Genomic DNA, 25,920 nt, shown 5'->3' on the forward strand with positions numbered 1-25,920 from the left:
TGCTACACGGATATTGCCTGAAACCCGAAGGAACGGGCCCTGGTTCGACTTCGCAGATGCACATCAAAACTTTGAAGGACAACTTCTCTGAAGAATCTATACGCCGGAAAAGGTGCGTTCCAGGCCTGCCGCTATCGCGAGCACGCGCGCGTCGCGCCCAAATCGCGCCACAATCGAGATACCGAGCGGCAGGCCATTCTCCGTGGCCAGGCCCGGTACGTTCACGACCGGATTCCCAGTGAGAGTCCAGAGTTTTGCGATCGTCGGATCGCCTGTCGAGGAAAGACCTTTCGGCGCCGGCCCGAAGGCGGAGGGTGCTACTATTGCGTCAACACTCTCAAAAAGGCCGTTGGCAGCCTTCCGCGCGACGCGCGCAGCCCGGCGGGCAATGTCGTATTCTTCTGGTGTATAGCCTGCGCCGTCGTCGAGAATCGCCTTCACCTTTGGGCCGAGGCTGTCGCCACCGCTCCGCTGTTCGTGCATCAGCGCGCGGCTTGCCTCGTAGCCTTGAATCGCCGTGTGGGCGTCGCGGCCCTCTTCAAGCGCTCCCGGTTCGTCGAGATCGATAATCCGTACGCCGGCTTTTTCGGCCGCACGACGGGTTCGGTCGAGCGCATCGACCATCGCCGGCTCAATGCTGTCGTCCAGCTTGGTCCGATAGAAACCAAGGGTGAGGCCGGCGAGACTCAACTCATCCCTCACGCGTAGCGCTCGCCCGGTCAAGAGGTCGGCGAAGAGCGCCACGTCGCGAACACTCGCGGCGAAGAGCCCGGCCGTATCGAGCGACCACGCGAACGTCTTCATCCCGACGGTCGGCAGCAGCCGAAAGCTCGGCTTGAAGCCGGCAATGCCGCAGAACGCCGCCGGTCGGACGACCGATGCGCCGGTCTGCGAGCCGTAGGCTGCTGCGCAGAAGCCCGCGGCGACGGCCGCCGCCGAGCCCGAAGACGAGCCGCCGGGCGTATGGCCGGGGGCCGCCGGATTGTTCGTTCCAGCTGGATCGAGAGAGGCGAGTTCAGTCGTCACGGTCTTGCCGACGATCGCCGCACCTTGGGTTCGCGCCATCGAGACCAGCGTAGCATCGAAGCGGGGCCGATGACCGGCATAGAGCGATGAGCCCATCTCTGTCGGCATGTCGCTGGTGTCGAAGATGTCCTTGATGCCGACGGGAATGCCTGAGAGCGGGCCGCCGATTGCCGAAGCGGTTTCGTCGGCAAGGGTTACGAAGGCGCCCACCTCCGCGTCCCGCGCCGTGATGCGGGACCGGCTTTCGGCAACGACGTCCGCCGGGGCGAGGGCGCCATCTTCGATCGCCGCGAGAATGTCGCAGACGCTCAGGCGATGGCGGTCAAGGGCGGCTGCTGACATGGGAAATCTCCTCGGAACGTCGTCTTGCGGGGAGCCCATAGACTATGGCTGAGAGCCTTGGAAGACAGCGGGCCGCCTGTTGCTGCGCCGCCTTCCGCAACATCCGCCGGAGATTTGAGAACCTCCGGCGGACGTCACCACCACTCTCGTCTGCGCCCCGCAGATGATCGTGGTGTCGTTCGACCGAGAGGGTACGGCCGAACGTCTCGATGATCCGAACGTCTTCCGATTATCTGCCCGGCCAATACGGCGAACCGCTTGGGCTGGCTCGGATTGCGCTTGTCGTCGGGCGGACGTTCGAGTGCTGCTGTCTCTCTCGTTCAGCTTCACGACAAGACATGTTCGAAGCCCATAATGATAAGCCTGATATAGTTTCTGCTGGGCTTAGATACAATTCTTGGTTTCGGCTTTCTCCGCAGAGCCTGTCTCGGCTGCTTGGACAACGGCGATTGCTATGTGCGATATCGTACATTCAGAAAATTTTAAAAAGAGGTGCGAAGCACCCAGTCGAGACAGGACTGAACCGAAGGGACCGTCGGTGTGCCATCTAACGGCTGCGGCCTCGCTATCATGATGACTGGAAGTTGGAGAGATCGAGCCGCCGCAATTTTCGCGTAGGATCGTTCGCCCCCCGAATTCCGACAGACGAGATGCGTGACCGCGTGCCGGCGGAACAGATCGGCTTCGGCTTCGGCACTTGCCCTTGGCCTTCCGTGGATGATTAAGGCGTCGAAACCGATCGGCGGATCGGGTCGATCGATCATCCGCAGCACCGGCTTGAGATCGCTTCGCGCGGCGAAGGGAGCAAGGTGCTGGCGCCCGAGAGCGACGAACGGGCTGGAGCCAGAGGGCAAAGCGGCCACCGCATCCGACTCGTTCTCGACGATCCGCCAGTCGTCGTCCGGTTCGGCGGACCACTCCGGACGGAGGAGCTTTGCAAGAGGCACGCCCGTTTCACGGGAGGCGTGCACCGCGTTCTCGGCGATGCGGCATGCAAAGGGATGTGTCGCATCGATGAGCACGGTGATCGACATTGCTTTCAGATAAGCAGCCAGCCCTTTCGCCCCGCCAAAGCCGCCGCTTCTCACTGCGACGCCCGCGGGACAGTCGGGGCATCGGGTGCGTCCTGCGAGGGACAGGACGACGTCGAGGCTGGCGAAGGCGGAGCACAGGCGCTCTGCGAGAGCGTTCGCTTCGCTTGTTCCGCCAAGGATCAGGACGCGCCCGGCTGGGCTATTGGACATGGGCGATCACGGTTCCGGCGCGGTCGACGACGATGACATCAATCGCGATCGGGATACCGAGGCAGAGCCGCTCGGCGGTTCGTTTCGCCGCCAGTGCGACGTGTCGGGCGAGATCGAAGTCTTGCGCCGTGGCGAGCGCAAGTGCGTGGCCTGCCGAATTCGCCGCGCCGATCGTCTCGGCGAGCTTCGTTTGCCCTGCTGCCTCTGTCAGATTTTTCAGGAATGCGAAATCGACTTGGCTGCGCCCGGAATGAAGATCCATCGCGCCCTGCGCGAGCTTGGTGAGCTTACCGAACCCGCCCGCGATGGTCAGGCGCTCGACGGGATGGGTCCTCAGATATTTGATAAGACCCCCGGCGAAATCGCCCATGTCGAGAAAGGCAAACTCAGGAAGCTCCGGATAGACAAGCCGCGCCGCCGCCTCGCTCGCCGACCCTGTTGGACCGACGAGATGTTTGATCCCGGCTGCGCGGGCGACGTCGACGCCGCGGTGAATTGCGTGGATCCAGGATGCGCATGAGAAGGGGTGGACGATTCCGGTCGTGCCGAGGATCGACAGGCCTCCGACGATGCCGAGACGCGGATTCCAGGTTTTCTCGGCAAGACGTTCTCCGTCCGGGATCGAGACGGTAATTTCGACGCCATCCGAAATCTCGTGTGCAGTAAGCAGATCGTCTACGACCGCCTGCATCATGGCGCGCGGTACCGGGTTAATGGCAGGTTCGCCGACGCCGATTGGCAGTCCCTCGCGGGTGACCGTCCCGACGCCTTTGCCGGCGCGGAAGACGAGACCTGGCGCGCTTTCGATCAGGGTTACCGTAACCACGATCTCCGCAAGATGCGTGACGTCGGGATCGTCGCCCGCATCCTTTACGATGCTGGCCATCGCGCTTCGGCCGGAGAGGGTCTGGCGGCAGAGCGCGAAACTAGGGTTCTCGCCTTTGGGCAGGCGGATCGTCACCGGATCAGGGAAAGTGCCGGTAAGCAAGGCGGTCAAGGCGGCTTTGGTCGCGGCGGTCGCGCATGCGCCGGTGGTCCAGCCGCGCCTCAGGCCGGTGGTCGCGTCTTTTCTCTGCGTTTCCTCGTTCGCTTCGCTCATGGCGCGGTTATAAGCGTCGGGAGGGTCGGCGGAAACTCATGCGAAGCAGAGAGCGAACAGAGCGGATAGCTCCGTCAGCTGCTGGACCGCGCCGAGCGTATCTCCGGTCTGGCCGCCGAGCCGGCGCCGAAGCCAACGTTTGAAGCCGAGATATTTCAATGCAGCGAAGATGAGGCCGAGAAGGGCGTTGCCGACACCAAAACCGAAGCTTGCAAGAAGAACGAACAGTACCGCACCAATGGTGAGCGCCGACCACGCATCGCGTAGGTGCGGTTGTCCGACGCTATCAGCAATTCCTCCGACATCGGCACTTGGTAGCTCGGCCCAGAGAAGCGCCATACAGCCGCGACTGAGACATGCGACGCCAAGGATACCGAAGGACGCGGCGAGCGGCGAAAATGCAATCAGCTCTGCGAGGATCAGAACGCGGGCAGTAACTGAGAAGACCAGCGCGAGCACCCCATAGGTGCCGACGCGGCTGTCCTTCATGACTTCGACGGCTCGCTCGGGCGGCAGATGGCCGAACAGCCCGTCCGCGACGTCCCCAAGACCGTCTTCGTGAAGAGCCCCAGTCGTCCAGACCATCATCGCTGTGGCAATGACCGCGACGAGAAGCGTGGAGAGTTCGAATGGCGAGAGGACGACCACCACGAGTGCCGACGGAACCGCGGCGACCAGACCGGCGATGGGAAATGCTGCAACGTCGCGGCCGAGCGGATGAGGCCCCGAGTCGAACGCGGAGGCGGCAGGTGGCAGGCGCGTCAGGAAAGCCAAAGATCTGAGAAGGCGTTTTACGAAGTCTGGCATAGTGTCGCGCAGTGGTCGCACCGGATGCGCCATCTCTTGCAGGCTCGGTGCGAACGGGCAAGCACAGCGCCGCCGCCGGGCGTTACCAGCGCAATATTCTCTGACCCACGACCGCGCCTGTCACGACGAGGATTGCGCTCGCCAGCGGATACCAGGTCGCGACAAAGAGCGGCGAGTCGTCCGTGCAGTGGGCCGCGTAGAAAAAGGCGCCAACTGCAGCGGCCGCCAGACCGCAAAGAGCACCCTGCAACATGGGTCGCAGCGGAGCGCGCTTGCGCGAAGCGTAGATGAAGAGGCTTAACGGCCCGAGGCCGAACAAAGGAATGACGGTGAGGCAGGATGCATAATTCGTACCCACCATCCTCGCCTCCCACAAGCTCGCCGGAAGCACGGCGAGTTCGGTGACCACCGAGCCGACGAGGAGAGCGAATGGAAGTAAGAGCAGGCCCAGCTTGCGGCGGTCCCCAGTCGGTCGCGCAAGTTCCGTGAGCGCGACCAAGGCCGTGCCCGCGAGGATCGCCGTCAGTAGAAACTTGAAGTCGAAGCGGACGGTTTCGACGGCCGTGCTGAAATCGGGTCGAACGCCGACGGTCGCCGCAAGTGCGAGGCCCGCGGCGACAACGGCACAAATCGTGATGAATCCCCATCCAACCGCTGACGGGCGCGGTTTGGTGGCGGCATCGCTTTGAAGTTGCGCGATGAGCTGGTCGGTCTGCATAGGCTAAGACGCGTCGCGTTCGGAAAGGATTTTAAGGCCGCGATGAAAGGCGACCCGGACTGCACCGCGGCTGATGTCGAGGCGTTCCGCCGTCTCCTCGATGCTCTTGCCTTCGATGGAGATTGCAGTCACGACTTCGCGTGTCCGCCCGTCGAGCGTATCCACCGCCTTCATGACATCGCGGGCGACCAGGCCACTCACGTCCGGCTCGACGAACATCGCGTCGACATGGTCGGAGATGTCCACCTCGATGCGTTTGCCATGCTTGCGGAAGGCGTCGATGGCCTTATAGCGCGCGATCGCGAAGAGCCAGGGTTCGACCGGCTCCTCAGTTCGCCATGTATGTCGTTTGGCGTGGACCGCCATCAATATCTCCTGAACCAGATCCTCCGCATCGAAGCCCGGCAGCCCCGGAGGTAGCTTGCGGGCGCAAAATCCACGCAAGATCCTCGCGGCGCCTTCGAGAAAGCGTCCGTAGGCACCGTTGTCGCCACTCAGTCCGTCCTGAAGCAGGACGGACATCTCGCTCCGCGTCGGGGTCGTTGCGGGCTTCACGTCGATACTTTCGAATCGGGAGTGATCATCGTTACGCGGCCGCAAAAGGAAAAAATCGAACAACTCGGCCATCGAGCGTCTCGGCAGGCCGGAATTTCGAGGACACTATTCTTTACACCATTTCGATAAATTCCGCACCCATCTGAGGGCGTGTCTCGAAGTCGCGAAATTCCGGCTGACCGACACTATTCGTCGTGATAGGAGGCAAAACATGATGTTCGTGCCCGACCTTACGACACTGTCCGCGTTCTTCCTTGCTGCCGTGGTCCTGACGATCACGCCCGGCCCGGACATGACGCTGTTCCTCGGGCGCACCCTATCCCAGGGCCGTGCGGCTGGTATGGCGTCGATGCTCGGCGCGTCGAGCGGCATTCTCGTCCACACCTCGCTTGCCGCCTTCGGTATTTCGGCACTGATTGCCGCCTCGCCACAAGCTTTTCTCGTTCTGAAGGTTGTCGGCGCCGCCTATCTGGTCTTCCTGGCCGCGCAGGCGATCGTTTCCGGCTCCGCCCTCAATGTGAAGACTGGCGAACGCAAGAAGGCCAAATCGCTGTTCAGCCATTGGCTGACTGGCCTCGGCATCAACCTTCTCAACCCGAAGATCATCTTGTTCTTCGTGACCTTCCTGCCGCAATTTGTTTCCGCGTCCGATCCCCATGCGGCGGGCAAGCTCGTCTTTCTCGGCCTCTTCTTCATACTCGTGGCGGTACCGCTCAGTGTGCCGATGATCCTTGCTGCCGGATCTCTTGCCAATCTCCTGACCCGCAAGCCGAAGGTTACTCGCGCAATCGACTGGTTGTTCGCCGGCGTCTTCTCGGCCTTCGCCATCAGAATTTTGTTCGCTCAGAACCGTTAGGCTGGGCGCTCCCGACCACCCTTGCACCATACCGGAAAACGATTTATCTCGGACACAAATCGCGGGAAGCCCCGCCTGTGCGGTTGTAGCTCAGTTGGTTAGAGCGTCGGATTGTGGCTCCGAAGGTCGCTGGTTCAACTCCAGCCAACCGTACCATCTCTTTTCGTCAAGCGTCCCCGATCGGTTTCATGAGCCTGTCAACCGGCCTGCCCATAGCATTTCGTTGCGCAGAGATCGAACCAAGGACCGCCCGTCGTGACCACGCCTGACAGTCAGGCCGACAAGTCTGTGTTTCCGCTACGACGTAAGCGACTGGCAGCTTTCGTGGCTTTTGGCGGTGCTGGTATTGCGGTGCTCTATCCCGATACGCTCGAAGCGCTCGTTGCCTTCGTAGTGGCGATCTTCGCGCTTCTGTTCTGGCCGTCAGAGAAGACTCAGAATCTCGGGCGAAGATCGGAAGCGCGTCCGGAGGCCGATCGGCTGGATGCGGGCGCGGAGGCCGTGGTTGAGGCTTTGGCTGAGCCGGTGCTTGTGATCAATCGCGATCTGACGCTCACTTATCAGAACCCGGCCTCCCTCGGACCCTTGGGCCGCCTTCAGGCGAGCGAACCGATCCATCTGCGATTCCGAGCACCGCACGTCCTCTCCGCCATCGAGGATGCGGTCGGCACCGGCCGGAGGACATCGGCATTGCTAGAGGAACGGCGCGGCGCAGATCGCAGCTTCGAGATTGAGGTGCTTCCCGTGCCGGTGCGCGATGGTGGCAATCCCTCAATTTTCCTGATCGTCTTCTACGACCGCACCGTCGCGCGTCAAACGGAGCGGATCCGGACCGACTTCGTTGCCAATGCAAGCCACGAGTTGCGTACGCCGCTGGCCTCGCTCACCGGCTTCATCGAAACCCTGCAGGGTCCTGCGCAGAACGACGCGGTCGCGCGCGAAAAATTTCTCGCCATCATGCGCGACCAAGCCGGACGCATGTCGCGGCTGATCGACGATCTCCTCTCGCTTTCGCGAATCGAGATGAAGCGGCATCTTCCGGTGAGCCAGCCGGTGGAACTCGGTGCGATCCTGCGAAAGGTAGCCGATCAGCTGTCGCCACTTGCGAACGACATGGGCCTCTCCATCGAGACCGATCTCGGCATCGATCCCGTCCTTGTAGCAGGGGAGCCGGACGAGCTGATGCAGGTGTTCTCGAACCTTGTCGAGAACGCCTGCAAATATGGCCGCGACGGCGAGCGAGTGGTGCTGCGTCTTACGACCGGGGAGGAGCGGGGGCGACCGATCGCCGATGCTTCCGTCGTCGATTTCGGACCAGGAGTCGCGGCCGAACATGTGCCGCGTCTTACCGAACGGTTCTACCGGGTCGACGTCGGCAACTCCAGGGCGATGAAGGGAACGGGCCTCGGCCTTGCCATCGTGCGCAATATCCTCCTGCGCCACAAGGCGCGACTGATGATCGAATCCCAGGTAGGCGCTGGCTCGACATTCACTGCGCGATTCCAGAGATTGTCGGACCGTTCGCAAACTTCACTAAAGAACAATTAGATCAGATACTTGGACTGTCATAAAAGCGTTGTTCAACTGTCATATACCGTTCGCGGAAACTCGTTAGGCATAGGCCGAACTCGAGGCCGGCGCCACAGCTCGATGCTGGGACGGATCTCGATTTCCCCCCTCAACCTCCATCAAGGAGACACTCCCGTGAACACCAAGCATTTCACCAGCCTGATGGTTGGCACTTCGCTCGCGTTCGCCGCCCCGGCGCTTGCCCAGTCGAGCGAGGCCGTCCAGGTCGCCGGTTCTTCGACGGTGCTTCCCTATGCCCAGATCATCGCGGAGAACTACGGCGAGACCTTCCCGGACTATCCGACCCCCGTCGTCGAATCGGGTGGCTCCTCGGCTGGCCTCAAGCAGTTCTGCCAGGGTGTCGGACCGGAAACGATCGACATAGCCAACTCTTCGCGTCAGATCCGCGACTTGGAAGTCCAGGCCTGCAACGACGCAGGCGTGAACGAGATCAGCGAGATCAAGTTCGGATATGACGGCATCGTCTTCGCCTCGGCCGCTTCCGGTGAATCCTTCGCTCTGACGCCAGAAATGGTCTACAAGGCCATGGGTGCGCAGGTCCCGCAGGACGGCGAAATGGGCGAGAATTCCTTCAGCAGCTGGTCGGATGTCGATCCCTCGCTGCCGGATCAGGAAATCTCGGCCTTCATCCCGGCTTCCAATCATGGAACCCGCGAAGTCTTTGAAGAAAAGCTCATGCTTCAGGGCTGCGAAGATTCTGGCGCCATGCAGGTTATGATGGACGGCGGAATGGACGAAGACGCCGTCGAGGACGCCTGCATGCAGGTCCGCAACGACGGCGCGATCGGCGAAATTTCCGGCGACTACACCGAAACGCTAGCCCGTATCGACGCCAACCCGCAGGCGGTCGGCGTCTTCGGTCTCGCTTTCTACGAGCAGAACCAGGACAAGCTCCAGGTCGCGACGGTCAACGACGTTACGCCGACAGCGGAGGCGATCGCTACCGGTGAGTATCCGGTCTCGCGTCCGCTGTTCTTCTACGTCAAGCGCGCGCATCTCGGCGTCGTTCCGGGTCTTCAGGAATATGTCCAATTCTTCCTGTCCGAGCAGATGACCGGTGAAGGCTCGCCGACGGTCGAATACGGCCTGGTTCCGCTCTCGGCTGACGAGCGCCAGACCCAGATGGATCAGTTCGAAAGCGGTGAGACCGTCACCGTTTCGGGCTAATCGATCACGATTATCGGGGGTGCCGCTGCGAGCGGCGTCCCCGTTCCTGTTCGGTGCAGCGCCATATCGACTGGCTGGGTCTCCCGAGGCCGCGATCGAACAGACGAGTCGGCGGCCATCCTTGCGGCGAGGGCGTGTGCCGCTAGCGCTGAAGCACTTCCTTGAAAACGAGCAGGTTCGTGCCGCTCTCGTGACCGCATAGTCCGGTCGGTTAATCCGCAACACTTCGAGAAAGCGGACCCATTGTCGACATCCATCATCATCCTCATCGTTCTCTTGGTCGGCGCGGTCGGTGGCTACGCCGCCTATCAGCGCGGCAGGCAGCTCAGGATCGAGAGGGGCATGCGGCCCCATTCGCGCCCGATCTACCATGCGAGCTACGTACTCTCGTGGGCCTGGGTGCCCTCTTTGCTCCTGCTCGGCACCTGGCTGATCGCTTCGCCGATCCTCAACGAGATACAGATCCGCAATGCGTTCCCGGAAGATGCGGTCGCAGAGGCAGGCCTCACGGACGATCTCGCCTATGGCATCGTCGAATCCATCGGCGTGGGACTTCGCTCACTTCCCGAGGACGAACGCGACCAGATCGACGAAGACACCCCGATAGAGGATGCGCTTCCCCTTTTTCGCCAGTACGGCGTGGCGATCGCTTCGGCGAGCCAGGACTGGATGCTGCCACTCGCGATTGAGAGCAATATCTGGTCGACGGTCAGTCGCTGGGCGATGACGATCGTGGTCGTCCTCTTCGCGGCAGGCGGGGCCTTCTACGGATACCGCAACATTCGCACACGGCTCAGAGCCCGCAACAAGGTCGAGAAGGTCGTCAACGTCACGCTGATCGTCGCGTCCTCGATCGCCATCATGACGACGGTGGGCATCGTATTCTCGATGCTGTTCGAGAGCGCAGACTTCTTCTCGCGGGTCAGCGCCTGGGAGTTCTTCTTCGGCACCACTTGGGAACCACGCTTCAGCGCGGCCGGCTCCGGTGGTGAGACCGGCCAGTTCGGCCTGATCCCGCTTCTCGCCGGCACGCTCTATATCGGCGCGGTCGCAATGGCCGTCGCCGTGCCGATCGGGCTCTTCGCGGCGATCTACATGGCTGAATATGCCGACAACCGGACACGCTCGGTCGCCAAGCCGCTCCTTGAAGTGCTGGCCGGCATCCCGACCATCGTCTACGGCTTCTTCGCCCTTGTCACGGTCGGTCCGTTCTTTCGAGATCTCTCGGCACAGATCTCCGGCCTGCTGACAGGGAACTATTCGGCTTTCATCCAGGCCCAGAGCGTACTGACGGCCGGCTGCGTCATGGGCATCATGCTCATCCCCTTCGTCTCGTCCCTGTCTGACGACATCATCACCTCGGTGCCGCGCTCCCTGCGGGACGGCTCGCTCGGCCTCGGCGCGACACGCTCCGAGACCGTCAAGCGGGTCATCTTGCCAGCGGCGCTTCCTGGCATCGTCTCGGCGTTGCTTCTGACGGCCTCCCGCGCCATCGGCGAGACGATGATCGTCGTTCTCGCCGCGGGTGTCGCAGCGAACCTCACGATCAATCCGTTCGAGGCGATGACCACGATTACCGTCAAGATCGTCCAGCAGCTTACGGGTGACCTCGAATTCACCTCGCCACAGACGCTGGTCGCCTTCGCGCTCGGGATCACGCTCTTCGTGATCACGCTCTGCCTCAACGTCTACGCCCTCTATATCGTGCGGAAGTACAAGGAACAGTACGAATGACCGACGCGACCGCGAACGACATCTCCGATCGCTCGGAGGCTACCCGGGGGCGTCGGGACATCGGGATCAAGAGGCGCTACGCGGCTGAGCGTCGCTTCAAGGCCTATGGCATGATCGCCATCGGTCTCGGCATTGCCTTCCTCTTCATCCTGCTGTGGAGCGTTGTCTCCAAGGGCTACACCGCCTTCTGGCAGACCGAGATCCGGGTGCCCATCACCTTCTCGGAAGAGGTCATCGGCACGGCCGAGGAGGGAGCAGCCAACCAATCCAAGCTGATGATGGCGAACTACCCCCAGCTCGCGCGCGATGGCCTTATCCAGCTGCTCGAAATCGATCCCGAGAACTCCGAAGCGGTCAGCGCAGCCAACGGGCTTGTTTCCCAGGGTGTCCGTATGGAACTGCGCGACATGGTGCTGAACGATCTTCAGGTCATCGGCACCACCGAGGACGTCTGGCTCTATGCGAGCTCCGACCTCGACAGCGCGTTGAAAGGCTCCTACGACCTTTCCGTCGAGGAGAGCCGGCGTCCGATCAGCGATCTCCAGCTTGAATTCATCGAGCGGCTCGAAGAGATGGGCGCCCTCGAACAGAACTTTAACTGGGGTCTCTTCACCTTTGGCGCCTCCTCGCGCGCCGAGACAGCGGGCGTCGGCGTCGCGATTATCGGATCGGCCTATATGATGCTGATCGTGCTGGCGCTGGCCCTCCCCATTGGTGTCGCGGCCTCGATCTATCTCGAAGAGTTCGCGCCGAAGAACAGGTTCACCGATCTCATCGAAGTGAACATCAACAATCTCGCGGCCGTGCCCTCCATCGTCTTCGGTATCCTGGGCCTTGCTGTCTTCATCAACTGGTTCGGCCTGCCTCGATCAGCCGCGCTCGTCGGTGGCCTTGTCCTGACGTTGATGACCCTGCCGACGATTATCATCGCGACCAGAGCTGCCCTGCGTGCCGTTCCACCGTCGATCCGATGGGCGGCCCTTGGGCTCGGCGCATCGAAGACACAGACCGTGTTCCAGCATGTCCTGCCGCTCGCGGCCCCAGGTATCCTGACGGGGACTATCATCGGCTTGGCCCAGGCGCTCGGTGAAACGGCGCCGCTGCTCCTCATCGGCATGGTTGCGTTCGTCGCCGACTATCCGGAGACGCCGCTCGACGCTGCGACCGCGTTGCCTGTCCAAATCTACATGTGGGCGAATGAGGCAGAACGCGCCTTCCAGGAGCGCACCTCCGGCGCGATCATGATATTGCTGGGCTTCCTCGCCCTGATGAACCTGACCGCGATATTCCTCCGCCGTCGCTTCGAACGCCGTTGGTAGGCTCAAGAAGGGACAGAGACCAGATGGATATGTCGAGAGCGACTTTCGAAAAAGGACCTGCCGTGTCGCAAGACAAGACAATCAAGATGGCAAGCAAGGACGTGACCGTCCATTATGGGCAGAAGCAAGCCCTGAACGGGATCAGTCTCGATATAAAGGAGCGTCAGGTTACCGCCCTCATCGGACCCTCCGGCTGCGGCAAGTCCACCTATCTGCGGTGCCTCAACCGGATGAACGATACGATCGACACCGCCAAGGTCGACGGCAAGATCCTGCTCGACGGCGAAAATATTTACGATCCCGATCTCGACGTGGTCGAGCTCCGTGCCCGGGTCGGCATGGTGTTTCAGAAGCCGAATCCGTTTCCGAAATCGATTTGGGAAAACGTTGCTTACGGGCCGAAAATTCATGGCCTCGCCAAGAACAAGGACCAACTCGAGGAGATCGTTCATACAAGCCTAAAACGTGCCGGCCTCTACAAGGAGGTAAAGGACCGGCTCGATGAGCCAGGCACGGGCTTGTCTGGCGGCCAGCAGCAACGCCTTTGCATCGCTCGGGCGATTGCTGTCTCGCCCGAGGTTATCCTCATGGATGAGCCCTGCTCGGCGCTCGACCCGATAGCCACCGCGACAGTCGAGGAACTGATCGACGAACTGAAGCAGAATTTCACGATCGTGATCGTCACCCACTCGATGCAGCAGGCGGCCCGCGTGAGCCAGGTGACCGCGATGTTCCATCTCGGAGATCTCGCCGAAGTCGGCGCAACGGAAAAGATGTTCTCCAACCCCGACGATAAGAGAACCCAGGACTACATCACTGGCCGCTTCGGCTGATTCAGCAAATGCCGCGGCCGGACGAATACCCGGCCGGCCAAGGCGTGAAGACGCCCATTTTTCGAGGGAGGCCAACATGGCTTCGCATATCGTGTCCTCCTACGAGGACGAGCTGAAATTCATCGTCCGCCGCATCTCGGAGATGGGCGGCCAGGCCGAGCGTATGCTGGAACAGGCGGTGACCGCACTGGTTCGCGGCGATACGGCACTCGCCCAATCCGTGATCGCAGACGACGTCATCCTCGATGCGGCCCAGCGCGAGGTGGACGAAAAGGCGATCATGACGATCGGCAAGCGCCAGCCGATGGCGATCGACCTGCGCGAGATCGTCGGCGCGATCCGCATCTCTAGCGATCTCGAAAGGATCGGCGATCTCGCAAAGAACATCGCCAAGCGCGTTCTCGCCGTCCACAACCATGCTCAGCCGAACCAACTCGTGCGGGGCATCGAGCATCTGTCCGAACTCGCGGTCGATCAATTGAAGGACGTGCTCGACGCCTATGGCGCGCGCGACCACGAGCGGGCGATCACCGTGCGCGACAACGACGAAGAGATCGACGCGGTCTATACTTCGATCTTCCGTGAACTCCTTACCTACATGATGGAAGATCCGCGTAACATCACCTCGTGCACCCATCTGCTCTTCAGTGCAAAGAACATCGAGCGGATTGGCGACCACGCGACGAACATCGCCGAGACGATCTTCTACATCAAGACTGGCCAGGAGATGGAGGCGGATCGACCGAAGAAGGACAGGTCGGCGACCGTTACGCAGAAGAGCCTCGAAGAAGCCGCGGAAGGCACAGCGGGATGAGCCTTCGTGTCACCGTCGTAGAGGACGAGGAGGCCCTTGGGGTGCTCCTTCGCTACAATCTCGAAGCAGAAGGCTATGAGGTGGAGGTCATCGCCCGTGGTGACGAGGCCGATCTACGCCTGAAGGAGGATACGCCCGACCTTCTGGTACTCGACTGGATGCTTCCAGGTCTGTCCGGCGTCGAAATCTGTCGCCGCCTGCGTCAGCGGCCCGATACGGCTCAACTGCCGGTCATCATGCTGACGGCGCGCGGCGAGGAGAGCGAGCGTGTCCAGGGGCTCTCTGTTGGCGCCGACGACTACGTTGTGAAGCCATTCTCGATGCGGGAGTTCACCGCTCGCGTGAAGGCGATGATGCGCCGCGCAAGCCCGGAAAAAGTGGCGAGCGTTCTGTCAGCCGGTGATCTCGAACTCGACCGCTCCGCCCATCGAGTACGGCGTGCGGGACGGGAGCTGAGGCTCGGACCCACGGAATTCAAGCTGCTTGAGTTCCTTATGCAGGCGCCCGGCCGCGTCTTTACACGCGAACAGCTGCTCGACGGTGTGTGGGGCCGGGACATCTATGTCGACGAACGGACGGTGGACGTCCACGTGGGTCGCCTGCGCAAGGCGATCAACCGGGCGCGCGACCGCGATCCGATCCGCACCGTGCGCGGAGCGGGCTACGCGCTGGACGAACAGTTTCTCGCAGCGAAAGCGACGTCGCAACGCATGAAACTGAAGGAGGCGGCTGGGTAGGGCGAGTTCAGACCGTTCTGAGTCATCTGCTAAGATTATCGGGCCATCGCAAAACGTCATCCATCCGAGACATCGACACGTGCTATCCCATGAGGAATCGGCGGGCGGCCCGTAGATCGGGTATTCGCTCCCCTCGATGGAATTCGGATGATGACTACACCCTCGCCGTTTTGCGGCCTCTCGGCCTTTCCGATCACGCCCGCTGACAGCGAGGGCCGCGTCGACACCGAACTGCTCGCTCGCCTCGTAGAGCGCATCTGCATCTCAGGCGCGGCGTCGATCGGCCTTCTCGGCAGCACCGGCACCTATGCGTATCTCTCTCGCGCCGAACGCCGTCGGGCTGTCGCGGCGACGGCTGAATGCGTGGCTGGCCGTCTGCCGATCATCGTCGGTGTCGGAGCGATGCGAACCGATGAGGCCCAAGCGCTGGCCCGCGACGCTGAGGCGAGCGGCGCAGATGCGCTCCTGATGGCGCCAGTGTCCTACACGCCTCTCACCGACGACGAAGTCTATTGGCATTATCGGACCGTCGCCGGCTCGACCGGGCTCGAGTTCTGTATCTACGACAATCCGAGCACAACGCATTTCTCCTTCGGCTACGATCTCCTCGAACGGCTTTCGAAGGTCGAGCAAATTGCCGCGGTAAAGCGGCCGCCGCCGGCAGATGGCGACTTCGCGGGGGAGATCGCCACCCTGAAAACCCGGACGGGATTTGCGATCGGCTACAGCGCGGACTGGACGATGAGGCCCGCCCTGCTTGCCGGCGCCGACGCCTTCTATAGCGTGATTGCAGGGATGATACCGGAGCTTGCAGTGCGGCTGGCGAAGGCTGCCCGAATGGGTCATGAGGAGGAAGCTCTGCGTCTCGACTCGGCCTGCGGGCCGCTTTGGGAGCTTTTCAAAGCATTCGGAAGCCTGCGCGTGATGTATGCGCTGCTCGAACTGCTGGAACTGGGTCGTGCCGAACTCCCGCGCCCGCTCCTGCCGCTCGGAATGACCGAAAGGCAGCGCATCGAAAAAGCGCTCGAAACGCTTCCCGCCTGACGCCGTGCAGATTAGGCCAAGCCAGGGCTGCGCCAGTGAAAATGATGAACCGGGCCGTTGCCAGACCCGACCGAAAGCGTATCCGCCGCGCCGATCGCGGCCCCGATATAGGCTTTCGCACGCCGTGCCGCCTCGATGGGCGCAAAACCTGCGCCTAGGGCCGTGGCGAGCGCTGACGAAAGGGTGCACCCCGTACCGTGCGTATTTTTCGTGTTGGTACGAGGCGCCTCCAATTCGACCGTATCGTCATCGGTGACGAGAAGATCGATCGCCTCGCCACGCGGCAGATGCCCGCCTTTCATCATCACGGCCTTGCAGCCGAGCGCGAGGAGCGCCTCACCCTGTTCGCGCATGCTCTCGATATCTTGCGCTGGCGCTCGTCCCAAGAGATCGCCGGCTTCTGGCAGATTCGGCGTCAGGATGGCGGCTCGGGGAACAAGCAGGTCGCGCAGGGCGGCCACCGCCTCTTCGGCGAGTAGCCGGTCGCCGCCTTTCGCCACCATCACCGGGTCGAGCACCACCGGCGCATCGATCGTTCCGAGCACCTCGGCCACCGTGCGGACGATTGCGGCATCACCCAGCATACCAATCTTGATGGCATCAATCCGAATATCGTCGCGGATCGTTTCGATCTGAGAGCGTACCATGTCCGGCGCGACCACGGTGAAACCGCGGACCCCTCTCGTGTTCTGTGCCGTCAGGGCCGCGATCACCGCCATCGCATAGCCGCCATTGGCTGAAATTGCCTTGATGTCGGCCTGGATCCCAGCGCCCCCAGAGGGGTCGGAGCCAGCGATTGAGAGAATATTGGGGATCATCGAAGCCTTTTTAAGCTGATCGGCGTGGGTGTCTCCACACGGAGCGAAGTGCCGCCCTTTTCGGCATAGACCGTTTTAAGTGCAAGTCCCTGATAAGGAATGTGTCCGATGATGCGTACCGGGCGTGGCTCGATCCGGGGCGACGCCTTTTTCCGTCTGGTCGATGACGACCGAAGCTCGGATATCAGGGGACGACCGATGACGAAAACTTCCTTAGGAGAGACCGTGTTCGCGGACGACTTCGCAAGCGCTCTTGACCGGGGAGGCAACGGCATCGCCGGTGCGGTGTTCGAGCTGGCGCCGGTCCCGCTTTGGCTGGAAGACTTCAGCGGCGTGAAGACGATCCTCGACCGCTGCCGCCGCGAAGGCGTCGTCTCGCTGCGGGAACACCTTCTTCGGCACCCCGAGATCGCGGCTGAAGCGGCGCAGGCCATCTGCCCGATCGCCGTCAATGCGAAAACCCTCGATGTCTTCGAGGCCAAGAGTTTCGAGCATTTGAGCGCCAACCTGTCGACGGTCTTTTCCGGCGACATGTTCCAGACTCACACCGAAGAGCTCATCCAGCTCTGGGAAGGCGGCGAAGCCTTCGAAAGCCAGGGCGTCAACTACACACTCACCGGCCGACGCCTCGACGTTCAGGTCAAGGGCCGTATGGTGCCCGGCTACGAGCACGACTGGAGCCGCATGCTCGTATCGACCGAAGACGTCACCGAGCGCGAAGTGGCGCTGCGGCGGCTCGGGCGCAGCGAGGCTTTCGCGCGGGGCCTCTTCGAGCATTCGCCGATTTCGCTTTGGGTCGAAGATTTCAGTGGTATCAGGGAGTTGATCGACGATGTCCGCCAACGTGGAGTCGAGGATTTCCGCACTTTCCTCGATGTCCATCCGGAGTTCGTCGAGCGCTGCATGAGCGAGATCCACGTGGTGGACGTCAACCGCCACACGCTGAAAATGTTCGCAGCGAGGGACAAGAACGATCTGCTGTCGCGGCTGACCGAAGTCTTTCGCGATGACATGCGCCCACACTTCAAGGAGCAGCTCTTCGAGCTATGGAGCGGCAAGCTGTTTCAGTGCCGTGAAGTCGTGAACTATACGCTCGAAGACGAGACTCTGCATCTCCACATGCAGTTCTCGGTGTTTCCGGGGCACGAGGACAACTGGTCGCTGGTGCAGGTCGCGCTGACCGACATCACCGCGCGCAAGAAGGCCGAGGCCTATCTCGAATATCTCGGCAAACACGACATTCTCACCAAGCTCAACAACCGCTCCTTCTTCGACGACGAACTGAACCGGCTGGAGCGGCGGGGCGTCGCGCCGGTGACGGTGATCGTCGCCGATCTTAACGGGTTGAAGAGCGTCAACGATAGTCTCGGCCATGCGGCGGGCGACGCGCTTCTGCGCCGGGCCGGCGAGGTGCTGCGCGAAACCGTGAAGCGGCCGTGCCAGGTCTCGCGCGTCGGCGGCGACGAGTTCATCATCCTGATGCCGTCGGCTGACGAGACGGACGGGCGGCAGCTCATCGCCGAGATCGAGGAACTGGTCGAGATCAACAACCAGTTCTATGGCGGCTCGATATTATCCTTCTCGATGGGAATTGCGACGGCCTGCGAAGGAGAGAGGCTTGAGGAAGCGACGCAGCGCGCTGATTGCGCCATGTACGAGGCCAAGCGCGCCTTTTACTCCAAATCGAAGCGGGAACGGCGCCGCTGAGGAGCGCCGTCGAGCGTGTCAGGCGTAGTCGTAAGGCCCGCCGCGCTTCAGCGCACGGCGATAGGCATCGCGCTCGTGAATGCGGCCGAGAAATTCTCGCAGTTTCGGGTGCCTGTCGTAGCCGAACCGCTTGCCAGCGGTCTCCACTGGAAAGCTCATCATGACGTCGGCGATGCTGAGGTTCGGCCCGGCAAACCAGCCGCTCTCCCCGATCGCATTTTCCCAGTGGTCGAGATGCTTGTTGATTTCAGGCGCTACAAACGAACTTTCCACCCGCTCCATTGCAGTTGAAAGCATCGATTTGATGAAGAAGGGCGCGCGCTCCGGGATCATGCCGAGCACCAAACTCAGAAAGAGGGGCGGCATCGCGGAGCCCTCGGCGTAATGCAGAAAATGGCGTGCCTGCCAGTAATGCTCGGAGCCTTCGGTGGGCATCATGCCATGGTCCGGCGCTAGCGACAGAATGTATTCGATGATCGCGCCGGTCTCGGCGATCATCCGCTTCTCATGTGTGACGACCGGCGACTTGCCGAGGGGATGGATCTCGCGCAATTCTTCGGGCGCACGCATATCCGGCTCACGCCGATAGTGGCGGACCTCGTAGACGAGTCCGAGCTCTTCCAAGAGCCAGAGTATGCGTTGGGATCGGGAATTGTTGAGGTGATGGACGGTGAGCGTCTCGCTCATGCCGCGTTCTGCGTCGTTGACCGCACCATTGTCGAATAGATTGATCCGGCATCCTGGAAGCTACGGATTTTCGCGACCGTGTCCGGATCGCGCAGAAGACGAGCGACCTTGGAGAGTGCCTTCAGATGGTCGGCGCCGGAACTTTCCGGCGCCAGGAGGAGGAAGACGAGATCGACGGGCTCTTCGTCGAGCGCGTCGAAATCGACTGGCTTTTGCAGCCTCGCGAACACACCGGTGATCCGGTCGAGTTCGAGAAGCTTGCCGTGCGGGATCGCGATCCCGTTGCCGACTCCGGTAGAGCCGAGCTTCTCTCGATTGAGAATGGTCTCCAGGATTTCCCGCTCTGGACGTCCGATCAGCTCAGCTGCCTTTGTCGCCATGTCCTGGAGGACCTGACGCTTGGACGTTGCCTTGAGGGCGGGCAAGATTGCCGCCGGCTCTATGAGCGTTCGAAAATCCATGAAAACGACCTCTCGTGTTCTCAGGCGAAGCAAGTTCCGTCAGGAACCTTGCCTGTTCCTCACGCTTCCTGCGAATAGGAAGAGGGGTCGACCCAGCCGACATTGCCGTCGGTCCGGCGGAAGACGATGTTGATGTCTCCCGAATTGGCATTGCGGAAGAGAACGAGCGGACCATCCTGGCGGTCGAGCTCCATGACCGCGTCCGCGACGGACCGGGTGCCGATGTTCAGTGTCGTTTCGGCGATGATAGCCGGCGCATAGTTTTCCGGGAGTTCCTCGGTCTCCTCCGGGATGGCTTCCATGATTTGATAGGCGAGCGTCTTGTGCCCGCCGTTGACGTTATGGTCCTTCAGTCTGCGCTTGTAACGGCGCAGGCGTTTGTCGAACTTTTCGGAGGCTTCGATGAAGCTCGACTCTGGATCATGTGTCTGAGCCTGAGCCTGGAAGACGACGCCGGTATCGAGATGAATGACGCAATCGCATGAGTATCGGCTGCCGTCCTTGGCAACGACAACTGTAGCGGAGAAATTGCCATCGAAATATTTATTTACTGCTTCGCTCAAGCGGTCCTCGATCCGGGTCCGGAATGCCTCGCCCACTTCCATATGCTTGCCCGAAACACGTATAGCCATCACGCTATCCTTTTAGCATCTTCAACGACACTCGCGACCTGTCTTGCAAGGTCGCGAAACACTGGCGCAAGGACACCCTAGACGCTTTTCTCGGTCCCCGCATCATTGGAATATAGGGACGTTTCGAAGGTGGCGCCTTCTATGAGCGGCCTCGCGAGATGTCAACGCGGCAGGGGCAGAGGCGGTTCGGCCTGTTACGGCGGTGCCATGATCACGATGCGAGGCGTCGCGCATTGAGCTCTCTACGTCGCTGGATCGATGACGGGATCGATTGCGCCTCGCGATATTTCGCAACCGTGCGCCGCGCAAGATCGATCCCCTCCTTCTTCAAGATCGCAGCAATTTCATCGTCCGACAGGACTTTGCCCGGCACTTCGGCATCGATCAGCCGCTTGATCCTGAGTTTCACGCTCTCTGCGGAGTGGGCGTCTCCACCGTTGGCGGCGGCAATCGCGCGGGTGAAGAAGAAGCGCATCTCGAAGACGCCGCGCGGAGTCGCGACGAACTTCATGTTGGTAACCCGGCTCACCGTCGATTCATGCATGCCGATTGCGTCGGCGACTGCGGCGAGGGTCATCGGCTTCATGCCGCTGATACCTTCGACCAGGAAACCGCCTTGACGCTTCACGATTTCCTCGGCGACCTTCATAATCGTTTGGGCGCGGCTTTCCAGCGCTCGCTCAAGCCAACTCGCCGATTGCAGGCATTCGGAGAGGAAGCTCCTCTCCTCTTCGGTCGCCGCGTGCTTTCGCACCCGCTTCAGATAGGTCCGGTCGGTCAGGACGCGGGGCAGGGTGGCAGGGTTAAGTTCAACGACCCAGCCGCCCTCGCCATCGGCGCTGATCAAGACGTCTGGTTCGATGCCCTCGCCGCCTCTGCCGTCGAAGGCGTGGCCAGGCTTCGGGTCGAGCGACTTGATCTCGGCAAGAATGTCGAGAAGGCCGTGATCGTCCTCGCCGGTCAAGCGCCGCAGTGCCGCGAAATCGCGGTTTGCCAAAAGCTCCAGATTGTCGATCACCTTGGCGATGATCGGGTCGTATCTGTTCCGGCGCTTCAGCTGTATCGCCATGCAGTCCTTAAGGTTGCGTGCAAACAGTCCGGCCGGAGCGGCTTCTGCTTGCAGCTTGAGGAGCACTTCGGTGGTCCGGTCGGGATCGAAGCCGTTCGCTATCGCGAATTCCGCCGGATCGCAGCGGCAATAGCCGTTCTCATCGAGTTCGTCGGCGAACGCCTCGGCGATGGTTCGCGTGTCGTTACTCCCGGCGATGTCACGCGCCTCCGCGAGGGCATGGCCAAGGAGCGAAATGTTGGTGTCGGCAACATTCGCAAATCCGGTATCGAGACCATCGAACCGCTGGCCGGACCCCGAGGTGCCTCCATAGCGTTCGGAACGCGAGGGCATCGCCGATCCCTCGCCAGGCTGCGGTCCGTCAACCGCCTGGATCGACTTTGACAGTGGTTTGGCCGGCGCCATGGAGAGCAGAGGATTACGCTCGATCTCGGCTTCCAGGAACGTCTTCAGTTCGCCGTGGCCGTACTGCAGCAGGCGGATCGACTGCAGAAGCTGCGGCGTCATCACCAGCGACTGGCTCTGCCGGAACTGAAGTTTAGCCGCGAGCGCCATGAGCGTTGTCCGACCCGATGTCCTCACGCCGCTCTAGAATTGAAACCGGTTCGAGCGCGAAGCGGCAGCCGTCGCACGACACGGCTTCAGGAAAGCGCGAGCAGGTGAGTGATGTCAACGCGGACGCTAAGGATCGTCCGGTCATCAAAAGCTAAATTGGTCACCAAGGTAAAAGCGGCGAACATCGGCGTTATCGACAATGTCCTTGGGATTGCCATGGGTCAGGACCGCACCGGCATGCATGATATATGCTCGGTCGATGAGGCCGAGTGTCTCGCGGACATTGTGATCTGTGATCAGGACGCCGATCCCGCGGCGGGTCAGATGCCGGACGAGCGCTTGGATGTCGGCGACCGCTATCGGATCGACACCGGCGAAGGGCTCGTCGAGCAACATGAAGGTGGGTTTGGAGGCGAGCGCACGGGCGATTTCACAGCGGCGCCGCTCACCGCCCGACAGAGAGGTCGAGGCCTGCTTGCGCAGATGATCGATATGGAATTCTTCGAGCAGCGAAGTGAGCTCTTGCTCACGCTTGACCTTGTCTGGTTCGGAAACCTCGAGCACGGCGCGTACATTGTCCTCGACGCTGAGTCCGCGGAAGATGGACGCTTCCTGCGGTAGATAGCCGATGCCGAGCCGCGAGCGGCGATACATCGGGACCTTCGTCACATCGTGGCCATCGAGCATGATGACGCCGTCATCGACGGGAACAAGGCCCGTGATCATGTAAAAGCATGTGGTCTTGCCGGCGCCGTTTGGCCCGAGCAGACCGACTGCTTCGCCGCGCTTCACCGACAGGCCGACCTGATCGACGACGCGACGCCCGCGATAGGTCTTGGTAAGGCCTGAAGCGGCGAGAACGCTGCGATCCCCGGGCTGCGGAACCGCGTCGACGACGGGTGCCGATGCTCCTTCGGTCATTGCGCCGTTGATGTCATTCCGGCTGTCGACGGACGGACGAAGGCGGCGCTCGGAACGTTCGTCCAAGGTCAATTCGAATTATCTTCCGGCGTAAGCATCATGCGGACACGGCCACCGCCGCCGCTGCCCGAGCCGTCACAATTGGTCGATTCGAGCCGCGCCTGGCCGGTATCCATTTGGATCGTTAGGCGGCAGCCCTCCGCAACGTTCTCGCCCTGGCTCAGGACGACGTCGCCGGTCATGACGACGACATTGCTCGCCATGTCGAAAGAGGCGCGTTCAGCCGTCGCAACCTGATCCTCGGACTTGACGTACACCTTCTCTGAAGCCTCAAGGCGCTCGATCGAGCTCGATCCGCCCGGCAGCGCACTCGACCCGGACGAAGCGCCGGACTGACCGCTACCGCTGTTGTTGTAGTGAACGACGAGCTTGCCAGTGCGAAGCTGAGTCGGCCCTTGCGCTACCGACACGTTACCCGTGAAGGTCGCGATCGCCGCCTTGTCGTCGACGTCGAGTGTGCTCGACTCGATCGAGATCGGCTGATCGCCGTCCAGCTGGAGGCCATTGAAATTGTTGCCGAGGCCGCCTTGCTGAGCGTAGACCGGAAATGACAGCATGACTGCAGTGCCCGCGATGAGCGATGCGGAAAGAGCCGCGGTCGGAAGGCGCATATTCATTGGTCTCCAAGATCGATGGGCGCCGCTTCCGCAAGGCGCGGGTCGTCGCTCGAGGCTTCGCGGGTGATCCTATCGGCCGAAGCTGGATTGAGCTTCATCGACACGCCCCCGGAAAATCGGATCCGGTCACCGTTCTCGCTTAAAGACATGCCGTTTGCACGTATCTCCTGGTCGGCGGTCCTGATGTGAACCGGCTCCTCGGTCGTCAAGGTACCTTGACCGAGATCAATACCGGCCGACTTCATTTCAACCTGCAGGCCATCGTCGGTTTCGACGCTCATCCCACCCGCGAGTTTGAGCATCTGGGCGTTCGGATCGTAATGGCCCGATGAGGCGCGGATAAAGGCCTTCGTCTCGTCACTGACCGCGACCTTGGCGTCAATGCCTTCCAGATCGATGGCGCCGCCAGTGATAGCTTGCATCGCCTTTTGAGCGACGAGTTCGAACGGCCGGTCGTTGGAATCGACCCCGGATAAGCGTGGATCATCCATCACCACCCGGCCATCCTCGATCGATGCGCCAGTGATGCGTACGTCGTCCGGGATCGCGCGCGCCAACATCGTAACGCCGATGCCTCCGAGAACGATGATTCCCCCGATCAGCGGAAGTACGATCTTCAACACTCGCACGCGCTTTTGGGAACGCGCGGCGCGTTCGAACTCCCGCTTCATCGCGGGACTGATCTGTGGCTGTACGGCATGGACGGTCGCGTCTGCGCGAACCTCTTCGCCATCCCTGTTACTGCGGCTATCCGTCAAATCAGATATTCCCTCGCCTGGGGTGAATTCTTGAGCGCCCATGATGACGCTTCGCCGCAAGCGCGCAATCGCTGAACTTTACGGGAATTGTGAGGCAGGTGTGCATCATAATCATCTTCGTGGATCTTTGCGAGTCTTTGCCGCGCCCCCGGCGCACTTTACAAGACGGTCGGGCAGGATGCAGGAAAGAGCGATCCGCACCCTGATGGACCGCCCGTCAGCGAACCGAAGGATGTTCCACAGTGTCCGTTTCAGACAGTTTAATCGACCGCCGATCCCTTCGGCGCAAGGTTACCTTTTGGCGAGTCGCGGCCGTTCTGGCAGTTCTGCTTGCCGTCGCGGTGGGCGTACTCGCCAATCTCGCACAGCCTACGGGTGGTGATCAGATCGCCAGGGTTTCGATCGAAGGTATGATCACCGAAGATCGTAAGATGCTTGAGCTTCTAGACAAACTGAAGACCGAGGAAGAAGTTCTCGCCGTCGTCGTACGGATCAACTCACCGGGCGGAACGACCGTCGGCGGCGAGGCTCTCTACGAAGCCGTGCGAGAGATCGCCGAAGTGAAACCCGTCGCTGCCGAAGTCGGAACGCTTGCCGCATCCGCCGGATACATGGTCGCGGCTGCGACGGATCATATCGTCGCGCGAAGGACATCCATCGTCGGCTCGATCGGCGTCCTTTTCCAGTACGCCGACGCGTCCGTTCTCCTCGACAAGATCGGGGTCGAGGTCGATGCCAGAAAGTCCTCGCCGATCAAAGCAGAGCCTTCGCCGTTTGGACCTGCGCCACCCGAAGCACTCGAAATGATCGACGAACTGATCATGGATACATACGCCTGGTTCAGGGATATTGTGGGGGAGCGTCGCGGCCTATCGCGGTCCGAATTAGCTGCCGTCGACGACGCTTCGGTATTCTCCGGACGCCAAGGCGTGGAACGCAAGCTCGTCGACGCGATCGGCGGCGAAGAGATTATCCGGCAATGGCTCGAGGACGATCGTGACATCCCCAAAGGCTTGGAATTCGTAGAGCGGGAGCCCGAAGACGAGGATACGCCACTCTCTTTCCTCACTGAAAGTATTGCCGCTCTCGGAACGTCGTTTGGTCTCTCACAGTCGATTCCAATTTCGGTGCGCTCTTTGGAGCTTGACGGATTGGTGTCCCTCTGGCAGCCTTCAACTTAACGTGTATCCTTCGTTATCTGCCTAGTGGTGCTCCCTCGCGACGCGCCTGAAAGGGCGCAGAGAAACCAATCAAAGGCTAAAGGCGTGATCAAGTCCGAACTGGTCCAGGTCATAGCGAACCGGAACCCACACCTCTATCAGCGCGACGTCGAAATGATCGTGAACGCGATCTTCGACGAGATTACCGAAGCGCTCTGCGAATCCAATCGTGTCGAACTTCGCGGTTTCGGCGCGTTCTCGGTCAAGAACCGCCCGCCACGCACCGGGCGTAACCCGCGAACAGGCGAGGCGGTCGAGGTGTCCGAGAAATGGGTGCCGTTCTTCAAGCCGGGCAAGGAATTACGCGAGCGGTTGAACGAGGCCTGACCGTTACGCTCCATCTGCGTATCTCGAGGCGCTTTTCCCGGCAAAGATTGGCTCAGGTTTGGTCGATCCGGTACGAAGATGCTCTGGCATCCCGTATTGCCGTTTGAATTAGGCTACCGGCTTGCGGAACTGCTCCTCGAACGATCGTTGGCTGCTTTGGGGGCGTATGTGATTGACAGACCGGTCCTCGGCAGCATTTCCTT

Annotated in this window: 26 protein-coding genes and 1 tRNA gene; 13 read left to right on the forward strand and 14 right to left on the reverse strand. The window is 61.3% G+C overall.

The features are described 5' to 3' along the window. Window positions 1–96 precede the first annotated feature (96 nt). The 6 genes from FP2506_RS00955 to FP2506_RS00980 all read right to left on the reverse strand — a co-directional run bounded on the left by FP2506_RS00955 (window position 97) and on the right by FP2506_RS00980 (window position 5,791). Entirely contained in the window at window positions 97–1,368 is a 1,272-nt protein-coding gene (locus tag FP2506_RS00955; RefSeq protein ID WP_007065462.1) for an amidase, read from the reverse strand. A 482-nt stretch (window positions 1,369–1,850) separates the two neighbouring features. Continuing rightward, window positions 1,851–2,612 (reverse strand): cobalt-precorrin-6A reductase, encoded by a 762-nt coding sequence (locus FP2506_RS00960; protein WP_007065463.1) that lies wholly within the window; start codon window positions 2,610–2,612, stop codon window positions 1,851–1,853. Further along, entirely contained in the window at window positions 2,602–3,711 is a 1,110-nt protein-coding gene (locus FP2506_RS00965; protein ID WP_007065464.1) for a cobalt-precorrin-5B (C(1))-methyltransferase, read from the reverse strand. The genes FP2506_RS00960 and FP2506_RS00965 overlap by 11 nt, the downstream gene beginning before the upstream one ends. A 36-nt stretch (window positions 3,712–3,747) precedes the next feature. Further along, complete coding sequence (gene cobS, locus FP2506_RS00970; RefSeq protein WP_040489260.1) at window positions 3,748–4,518, reverse strand: adenosylcobinamide-GDP ribazoletransferase; 771 nt, start codon at window positions 4,516–4,518, stop codon at window positions 3,748–3,750. An 82-nt stretch (window positions 4,519–4,600) separates the two neighbouring features. Further along, window positions 4,601–5,236, reverse strand: a complete 636-nt coding sequence (locus tag FP2506_RS00975) for an NrsF family protein (RefSeq protein ID WP_007065466.1) — start codon at window positions 5,234–5,236, stop codon at window positions 4,601–4,603. Between the two features lie 3 nt (window positions 5,237–5,239). Beyond that, window positions 5,240–5,791, reverse strand: coding sequence for a sigma-70 family RNA polymerase sigma factor (locus FP2506_RS00980; RefSeq protein WP_244404102.1), 552 nt, complete (start codon window positions 5,789–5,791; stop codon window positions 5,240–5,242). Between the two features lie 211 nt (window positions 5,792–6,002). Between FP2506_RS00980 and FP2506_RS00985 the strand changes: the two genes are divergently transcribed. From FP2506_RS00985 to FP2506_RS01030, 10 genes are all read left to right on the forward strand, one after another. Then, complete coding sequence (locus FP2506_RS00985; protein WP_007065468.1) at window positions 6,003–6,647, forward strand: LysE family translocator; 645 nt, start codon at window positions 6,003–6,005, stop codon at window positions 6,645–6,647. 79 nt (window positions 6,648–6,726) lie between these two features. After that, window positions 6,727–6,803: transfer RNA gene (locus FP2506_RS00990), tRNA-His, on the forward strand. Between the two features lie 99 nt (window positions 6,804–6,902). Continuing rightward, complete coding sequence (locus tag FP2506_RS00995; protein WP_007065469.1) at window positions 6,903–8,195, forward strand: ATP-binding protein; 1,293 nt, start codon at window positions 6,903–6,905, stop codon at window positions 8,193–8,195. Between the two features lie 156 nt (window positions 8,196–8,351). Next, entirely contained in the window at window positions 8,352–9,404 is a 1,053-nt protein-coding gene (locus tag FP2506_RS01000; RefSeq protein WP_007065470.1) for a PstS family phosphate ABC transporter substrate-binding protein, read from the forward strand. A gap of 243 nt (window positions 9,405–9,647) precedes the next feature. Then, window positions 9,648–11,138, forward strand: coding sequence for a phosphate ABC transporter permease subunit PstC (gene pstC, locus FP2506_RS01005; RefSeq protein WP_007065471.1), 1,491 nt, complete (start codon window positions 9,648–9,650; stop codon window positions 11,136–11,138). Further along, window positions 11,135–12,457, forward strand: coding sequence for a phosphate ABC transporter permease PstA (gene pstA, locus FP2506_RS01010; protein WP_007065472.1), 1,323 nt, complete (start codon window positions 11,135–11,137; stop codon window positions 12,455–12,457). Before pstC ends, pstA begins: the two co-directional genes overlap by 4 nt. 23 nt (window positions 12,458–12,480) lie before the next feature. Then, window positions 12,481–13,290 (forward strand): phosphate ABC transporter ATP-binding protein PstB, encoded by an 810-nt coding sequence (gene pstB / locus FP2506_RS01015; RefSeq protein ID WP_007065473.1) that lies wholly within the window; start codon window positions 12,481–12,483, stop codon window positions 13,288–13,290. A gap of 76 nt (window positions 13,291–13,366) precedes the next feature. Further along, window positions 13,367–14,104: a phosphate signaling complex protein PhoU gene (gene phoU / locus FP2506_RS01020; RefSeq protein WP_007065474.1), complete on the forward strand. Its 738-nt coding sequence runs from the start codon at window positions 13,367–13,369 to the stop codon at window positions 14,102–14,104. Next, window positions 14,101–14,841 carry a phosphate regulon transcriptional regulator PhoB gene (gene phoB / locus FP2506_RS01025; RefSeq protein ID WP_007065475.1) on the forward strand — a complete coding sequence of 247 codons (741 nt, stop codon included), beginning with the start codon at window positions 14,101–14,103 and terminating at the stop codon, window positions 14,839–14,841. Before phoU ends, phoB begins: the two co-directional genes overlap by 4 nt. Window positions 14,842–14,991: 150 nt before the next feature. Beyond that, window positions 14,992–15,885: a dihydrodipicolinate synthase family protein gene (locus FP2506_RS01030; protein WP_040489264.1), complete on the forward strand. Its 894-nt coding sequence runs from the start codon at window positions 14,992–14,994 to the stop codon at window positions 15,883–15,885. An 11-nt stretch (window positions 15,886–15,896) separates the two neighbouring features. Here the strand turns inward: FP2506_RS01030 and thiD are convergent, their stop codons facing one another. Then, on the reverse strand, window positions 15,897–16,703 hold the full coding sequence (gene thiD, locus FP2506_RS01035; protein WP_007065477.1) for a bifunctional hydroxymethylpyrimidine kinase/phosphomethylpyrimidine kinase: 807 nt from the start codon (window positions 16,701–16,703) through the stop codon (window positions 15,897–15,899). 108 nt (window positions 16,704–16,811) lie between these two features. Between thiD and FP2506_RS01040 the strand changes: the two genes are divergently transcribed. Next, entirely contained in the window at window positions 16,812–18,410 is a 1,599-nt protein-coding gene (locus tag FP2506_RS01040) for a sensor domain-containing diguanylate cyclase (protein ID WP_007065478.1), read from the forward strand. Between the two features lie 18 nt (window positions 18,411–18,428). Here FP2506_RS01040 and FP2506_RS01045 read toward each other — a convergent pair whose 3' ends face one another. From FP2506_RS01045 to lptC, 7 genes are all read right to left on the reverse strand, one after another. Next, window positions 18,429–19,097 carry a glutathione S-transferase family protein gene (locus tag FP2506_RS01045; RefSeq protein ID WP_007065479.1) on the reverse strand — a complete coding sequence of 223 codons (669 nt, stop codon included), beginning with the start codon at window positions 19,095–19,097 and terminating at the stop codon, window positions 18,429–18,431. Next, window positions 19,094–19,558: a PTS IIA-like nitrogen regulatory protein PtsN gene (gene ptsN, locus FP2506_RS01050; RefSeq protein WP_007065480.1), complete on the reverse strand. Its 465-nt coding sequence runs from the start codon at window positions 19,556–19,558 to the stop codon at window positions 19,094–19,096. Before ptsN ends, FP2506_RS01045 begins: the two co-directional genes overlap by 4 nt. Before the next feature lie 59 nt (window positions 19,559–19,617). Then, window positions 19,618–20,190, reverse strand: a complete 573-nt coding sequence (hpf, locus tag FP2506_RS01055) for a ribosome hibernation-promoting factor, HPF/YfiA family (RefSeq protein WP_040488795.1) — start codon at window positions 20,188–20,190, stop codon at window positions 19,618–19,620. 211 nt (window positions 20,191–20,401) lie between these two features. Next, entirely contained in the window at window positions 20,402–21,814 is a 1,413-nt protein-coding gene (gene rpoN, locus FP2506_RS01060) for an RNA polymerase factor sigma-54 (RefSeq protein WP_007065482.1), read from the reverse strand. A 144-nt stretch (window positions 21,815–21,958) separates the two neighbouring features. Then, window positions 21,959–22,735 (reverse strand): LPS export ABC transporter ATP-binding protein, encoded by a 777-nt coding sequence (gene lptB / locus FP2506_RS01065; RefSeq protein WP_040489266.1) that lies wholly within the window; start codon window positions 22,733–22,735, stop codon window positions 21,959–21,961. A gap of 68 nt (window positions 22,736–22,803) precedes the next feature. Beyond that, window positions 22,804–23,406 (reverse strand): lipopolysaccharide transport periplasmic protein LptA, encoded by a 603-nt coding sequence (gene lptA / locus FP2506_RS01070; RefSeq protein WP_040488796.1) that lies wholly within the window; start codon window positions 23,404–23,406, stop codon window positions 22,804–22,806. A 2-nt stretch (window positions 23,407–23,408) separates the two neighbouring features. Continuing rightward, window positions 23,409–24,170: an LPS export ABC transporter periplasmic protein LptC gene (gene lptC, locus FP2506_RS01075; RefSeq protein WP_187289012.1), complete on the reverse strand. Its 762-nt coding sequence runs from the start codon at window positions 24,168–24,170 to the stop codon at window positions 23,409–23,411. 242 nt (window positions 24,171–24,412) lie between these two features. Here lptC and sppA point away from each other — a divergent pair, with 242 nt between their 5' ends. Beyond that, entirely contained in the window at window positions 24,413–25,351 is a 939-nt protein-coding gene (gene sppA / locus FP2506_RS01080; RefSeq protein WP_007065487.1) for a signal peptide peptidase SppA, read from the forward strand. Window positions 25,352–25,435: 84 nt separating this feature from the next. Beyond that, the gene (locus FP2506_RS01085; protein ID WP_007065488.1) at window positions 25,436–25,717 is read left to right on the forward strand and encodes an integration host factor subunit beta; all 282 of its coding nucleotides are present in this window, start codon (window positions 25,436–25,438) and stop codon (window positions 25,715–25,717) included. The last annotated feature ends 203 nt before the right edge of the window (window positions 25,718–25,920 follow it).

The sequence above is a fragment of the Fulvimarina pelagi HTCC2506 genome (genome assembly GCF_000153705.1).
In the GTDB taxonomy this organism is placed as follows: Bacteria; Pseudomonadota; Alphaproteobacteria; order Rhizobiales; family Rhizobiaceae; genus Fulvimarina; species Fulvimarina pelagi.

What these genes read in the sequence shown, in the direction of transcription:
- lptA (WP_040488796.1), bottom strand. Translation starts at nt 23,406, where the DNA reads ATGCGCCTTCCGACCGCGGCTCTTTCCGCATCGCTCATCGCGGGCACT.
- phoB (WP_007065475.1), top strand. Translation starts at nt 14,101, where the DNA reads ATGAGCCTTCGTGTCACCGTCGTAGAGGACGAGGAGGCCCTTGGGGTG.
- lptB (WP_040489266.1), bottom strand. Translation starts at nt 22,735, where the DNA reads ATGACCGAAGGAGCATCGGCACCCGTCGTCGACGCGGTTCCGCAGCCC.
- phoU (WP_007065474.1), top strand. Translation starts at nt 13,367, where the DNA reads ATGGCTTCGCATATCGTGTCCTCCTACGAGGACGAGCTGAAATTCATC.
- FP2506_RS00965 (WP_007065464.1), bottom strand. Translation starts at nt 3,711, where the DNA reads ATGAGCGAAGCGAACGAGGAAACGCAGAGAAAAGACGCGACCACCGGC.
- hpf (WP_040488795.1), bottom strand. Translation starts at nt 20,190, where the DNA reads ATGGCTATACGTGTTTCGGGCAAGCATATGGAAGTGGGCGAGGCATTC.
- cobS (WP_040489260.1), bottom strand. Translation starts at nt 4,518, where the DNA reads ATGCCAGACTTCGTAAAACGCCTTCTCAGATCTTTGGCTTTCCTGACG.
- pstB (WP_007065473.1), top strand. Translation starts at nt 12,481, where the DNA reads ATGGATATGTCGAGAGCGACTTTCGAAAAAGGACCTGCCGTGTCGCAA.
- FP2506_RS00960 (WP_007065463.1), bottom strand. Translation starts at nt 2,612, where the DNA reads ATGTCCAATAGCCCAGCCGGGCGCGTCCTGATCCTTGGCGGAACAAGC.
- FP2506_RS00975 (WP_007065466.1), bottom strand. Translation starts at nt 5,236, where the DNA reads ATGCAGACCGACCAGCTCATCGCGCAACTTCAAAGCGATGCCGCCACC.
- ptsN (WP_007065480.1), bottom strand. Translation starts at nt 19,558, where the DNA reads ATGGATTTTCGAACGCTCATAGAGCCGGCGGCAATCTTGCCCGCCCTC.
- FP2506_RS00955 (WP_007065462.1), bottom strand. Translation starts at nt 1,368, where the DNA reads ATGTCAGCAGCCGCCCTTGACCGCCATCGCCTGAGCGTCTGCGACATT.
- FP2506_RS01040 (WP_007065478.1), top strand. Translation starts at nt 16,812, where the DNA reads ATGATGCGTACCGGGCGTGGCTCGATCCGGGGCGACGCCTTTTTCCGT.
- FP2506_RS01030 (WP_040489264.1), top strand. Translation starts at nt 14,992, where the DNA reads ATGACTACACCCTCGCCGTTTTGCGGCCTCTCGGCCTTTCCGATCACG.
- FP2506_RS01045 (WP_007065479.1), bottom strand. Translation starts at nt 19,097, where the DNA reads ATGAGCGAGACGCTCACCGTCCATCACCTCAACAATTCCCGATCCCAA.
- pstA (WP_007065472.1), top strand. Translation starts at nt 11,135, where the DNA reads ATGACCGACGCGACCGCGAACGACATCTCCGATCGCTCGGAGGCTACC.
- rpoN (WP_007065482.1), bottom strand. Translation starts at nt 21,814, where the DNA reads ATGGCGCTCGCGGCTAAACTTCAGTTCCGGCAGAGCCAGTCGCTGGTG.
- FP2506_RS00985 (WP_007065468.1), top strand. Translation starts at nt 6,003, where the DNA reads ATGATGTTCGTGCCCGACCTTACGACACTGTCCGCGTTCTTCCTTGCT.
- thiD (WP_007065477.1), bottom strand. Translation starts at nt 16,703, where the DNA reads ATGATCCCCAATATTCTCTCAATCGCTGGCTCCGACCCCTCTGGGGGC.